Annotated in this window: 4 protein-coding genes; 1 reads left to right on the top strand and 3 read right to left on the bottom strand. The window is 56.3% G+C overall.

The window, feature by feature from the left end; all coding sequences use genetic code 11:
- Positions 1-272 (bottom strand): ParA family protein (locus GH663_RS20800; protein ID WP_153133497.1); only part of this gene is annotated, 272 nt, incomplete at its 3' end.
- 77 nt (positions 273-349) lie between these two features.
- Between GH663_RS20800 and GH663_RS20805 the strand changes: the two genes are divergently transcribed.
- Entirely contained in the window at positions 350-916 is a 567-nt protein-coding gene (locus tag GH663_RS20805) for a hypothetical protein (RefSeq protein ID WP_153133498.1), read from the top strand.
- A 63-nt stretch (positions 917-979) separates the two neighbouring features.
- On the opposite strand, the gene GH663_RS20810 is transcribed toward GH663_RS20805, so the two are convergent.
- The gene (locus tag GH663_RS20810) at positions 980-2,221 is read right to left on the bottom strand and encodes a sensor domain-containing diguanylate cyclase (protein ID WP_153133499.1); all 1,242 of its coding nucleotides are present in this window, start codon (positions 2,219-2,221) and stop codon (positions 980-982) included.
- A complete protein-coding gene (locus GH663_RS20815) occupies positions 2,222-3,784 on the bottom strand; it encodes a CYTH and CHAD domain-containing protein (RefSeq protein ID WP_153133500.1) in 1,563 nt (520 codons plus the stop codon).
- Positions 3,785-4,141 lie beyond the last annotated feature (357 nt).

The following is a 4,141-nucleotide window of genomic DNA, read 5'->3' on the forward strand; positions in this document are numbered from 1 at the left end:
AGGCGCTTCCCATGCAAACCTGCCGGCGTATCCAGAATGGCGACGTTACAGTGTTTGGGCGGTAGCTTGAATTCATCCGCGGAAATTTCCCAGTGCTTGATGGTGGCTAGATTTTCAGGTCGAGCCTCCAGCCAATATCGGCTTGATTGCTGCCGGTCGAGGTCTCCCAGATAGACAATCTCATCGTGCTGGGCAAACCAGCTCGCGATATGAACCGACAGGGTTGATTTACCGCACCCACCTTTGGGGTTGGCCACCATGATTTTGCGCATCTAAATTGCTTTGCTTCCAGTTAATGTATAAAGTGTTTATATAGTTTATACCTTTGATGCCAGTTTAGGAGAGCAAAATGAGCAAGGAAGCCGCAGTCCAGCCCGCGCAAGACGAAGTCAAAGCCTCCAAAGTCGCTACCCCGGTCGTGGAAAAGAGTGAGCCGGTGACCGTCCAAACCGCGGTGCCTGAGCCCAAGAAGCAAGTTGCAACGGCCGCTGCCGTCAAAAAAGTAGCTGCCAAGCCCAAGGTCGAAAAGAAGGTCGTTGCCGCTAAGCCAGCCAAGAAGGAAGTGGCTGAAAAGTCTGCTCCCGCTCCGGCACTGAAGACGCCGGCCAAGCCGGTGAAGAAGGCTCCCGTGGCTGCCAAGGAAAAAGTTGCCGAAGCACCGAAGGCAGAAAAAGCACCCAAGGTGAAGCAAGTACCGAAGAAGCCGAAACTAGTCCGCGACAGCTTCACCATTCCGGAGACCGACTACGCCCTGTTTGCAACCCTCAAGCAACGTGCGCTGGCCGCTGGCGTCGAGGTGAAGAAGGGCGAAATTTTGCGTGCAGCCGTGGTAGCTCTGGCCAAACTGGATGACGCTGAACTCGTCAAGGCGATTGGCCTGGTCGAACGCATCAAGACGGGTCGCCCGAAGAAATAAGCCCTACGCTTCAATGGGGCGACTTTGTGCAAAGAAGTCGCCCCATTGATTACCGATGTTGCCTCAGCAGACGACTACTCTGTTTCGCCCCGAGGCTTTGGCCTGATAAAGCGCAGCATCCGCACGCTTGAGAAGACTTTCGGTCGTTTCTTCGTGCTGATGCTGGGCGACACCGATACTCACCGTAATGCGGGGTAAGGCTGAAGTCTGCATCTCGGTGACAGATACCCTTAAGCACTCTGCGAGATGAGCCGCATTGGCGATGTCCGTTTGCGACAGTAGGATGATGAACTCCTCCCCTCCCCAGCGACACACTGAGTCAGTCTCACGAACCCGGTTCTCAAGGGTTCTTGCCAACAAGACGAGCACCTCATCGCCCTTGTCGTGGCCAAACTGGTCGTTGATATTCTTGAAAAGGTCGGCATCCAGAATCAAGAGGCTGTAGTCCACGTCATTGCGACGCTTCTGCTGACGGGCCTTGTCCAGCAAGTCGAGAAAATGGCGGCGATTCCACAGGCCGGTCAACGGGTCTCGTGATGCCGCGTATTCAAGTTCATTCTTGAGGCGTTTCTGCTCAGTGACATCGTGAACGACGCACAGCATGAGGCGCTTGCCGTCCATTTCCAAAGGGCTGGCATAGGTCTGCACATCGCGTAGGCTGCCATCGGCAAGGCGATGAACGAAATTGAGCGGTCGGTGGCCACCAGGCAATTTGGCCACCTCGCTCATGATGGGCAGTACCTGCCGGCCGAGTGTGTTGATTTCCCAGGTATGTTTGCGGCAGAAGCCTTCCCGCGTGTAGCCGTAAAATCGACATGCCGCCAGGTTGGCATCGACAATGAGGCCATCTGCCGCAGGGTCGATAAGGAGCATGGGCGCGCCATTCGAATGAAATAGCTGGTCATAGAGACCGTGCTCGGCAAGCCCGTCAAGCTGGGAAACAGGCGCCGACGGCAGACTGGCCAATATCCCTTCAACGAGGATTCGCTCGTTTTGCGGGTTCTGGTCTAGCAATGACAATTGGCAACTCAGCGGAACGGCCGCTCCATTCCGATGCAGCGTCCAGATTTCGATGATGGGCTCACGGGCGCGCAGTGCCGGCAGATAGGCGGCAAGTTGTTCTTCGGCGTGGGCCGAATGACTGCCGTGACGCAGCTCGTGCAGGTCCGACGCGGCAGAAAGCCGTTCCGCAGCCTTGTTTGCAAAAACAACATCATTTCCACGGCCTACTACAACCCACACTGGCGCAGTCAGCAAATCCAGCACGCGATATTCGGGGTGCGGCGTGGCGGACGACTTAATCATCTATTCGACTTGCAGCTTGATGTCATGCTGCATGCGACGCCGAATCTCGGTCAGTCCCCGTCGCTCGCATTCGGTACACCAAGGCTGACAGCGGCTCATTACCGACTCGGCAAGATGCAGGGCATCGGCCAACGTCGCTTGCGCCTGCGGGGTATGCCATGCCGCAACGGCATCGCGGATTTCTTTCCGGATTGCCGCTTGCGCTACCCAGTCCTGCATTCTGGAAAGCGCCACGTGGAAGTCGTTGATGAATCCGAATGCGTCCTGCAAGCCGGCAATTGCTTTGGCGTATTCCACCATCTCGTCGTTGTCGAACAAAGGTGCAAAAAACTCGGACGAGTAGCGCAGATGCTTCAGCGCGATGCGGAATCGATGGGCTCGCTCCGGCGTTGGCGCTTTGAGGGTCTCGGTCAGTCGTTTGACGGCATTACGGTGCAAGCCTGCGAGTTGCTTTTCGGCGAACCGGGGCAGGTTCTTCGGAAAATCATCGGTATCCAGGTCTTGCAAGTCGCGCGCGAACAAGAGGACGGGGCCGCCGTACTGGAGTTGTGCCAACTGCTCGACGGCTTCCTTCTTCGCCTCATCCAATGCGGCAAGTGCGGCCTTGGCATGCAAGGAAATTTGCGGGTCATCGCTCTGCAACATCGGTTCCACGATGCCTGAGCGCATCACGTCCAGGTCACGGACATCCCCGGTGATTTGTGACAGTGCTTTGACGCGTTTCGTCCATTGCGCTTGATAGCGCCCAGGCAAGGCTGGCTTGAAGACCTTGATGAGGCTATTGAGGCGCCGCAGAGAAACGCGAAACTGATGCACGAACTCCTGGTCTTGCGAGGTCAGGGTGCCCAGGAGATTGGCTTGCCACATCTGCATGCCCTGGCTGGCCAGGAACTGGAACGCTTCCGCCGAGCTCAGCTTGGCGCCGAGCGGGCTGGGAGAGGCTTTCTGGGGGCCTAAAACCTGGTTCAGGAATAACTGATAGCCGCGTTCGGCCTTACTGACATCATGCGGCACCAAGGGCAGATGGGTTGCCAAGGCGGTTGCAAAATCGAGCAAGTCCTCCGGATTCCCCTGGACCAGTTCGAGTTCCACTTCTGAAATCAGCAAGGAGCGGTCGCCCGAGGAAACCTGCCCGGTGTCGACCATGACCAGGATGGCAATTTTCTTCGAAATATCGATACGCCAGGTTCGCCGCTCGAACGAGGTGGTGCAGACGGGAACCAAACTCGACTGCCGTTCCTCCAAGAAAGCCCGAACCTTGCGGGCATCGACGGCGCTGAAATCGAACGCACCCGTATAGGGGGTTTCCCACTCGGGGCGGGCGGATAGGCCAGCTACTGACTTGGCGGCGCATTTGACCGTTTGCAGTTGCTCCGTAGGTGTCGTGCGAAGCCGCAGCGCAATTCGTTCTTGATGCAGCTCCAAGTCAGGCGTGTCGAAATAGGTGTTCTCGAGACGCTTGGCAGGGCCGGTTTCGACACCTGCCGCAATGAGGGGGTGAGTCCCAACGCGAGCAATAGCGTCGGGAGAGCAGTAGAGTTTCAGTTCAACTTCGGTGGCCATGGTGCTGCGCGTGGGGTCAGGATGACGCGGAGTCTATCGAAAGCCATAATTCGGCTCTACCTTGCTGCACCAAATTTGTGAATGGCCGGCGTTCTGTCGAAACCACGGATTGGCTTCACGGCCTAGAGCGCGTTAAAATCCCAAAAACATAAAAGCCAAAGCAAGAACAAGTCAGCCATTTTTGGTCGCTCGTCGTTGGCAAATATCACTTAGAGAGAGCAGCAAATGGACAATCAACAGACGTCAAGTATCTCATCCCGTTCCAGCATATTTTCCGCAAAATCGAAGCAGGAAGTGGCCGAGAAAACAGTGGCTCATTTGCTGGACGACAAGGACGCGATGAATGACTGGACTAAC

The sequence above is a fragment of the Dechloromonas hortensis genome, assembly GCF_009469765.1.
Lineage (GTDB): Bacteria > Pseudomonadota > Gammaproteobacteria > Burkholderiales > Rhodocyclaceae > Azonexus > Azonexus hortensis.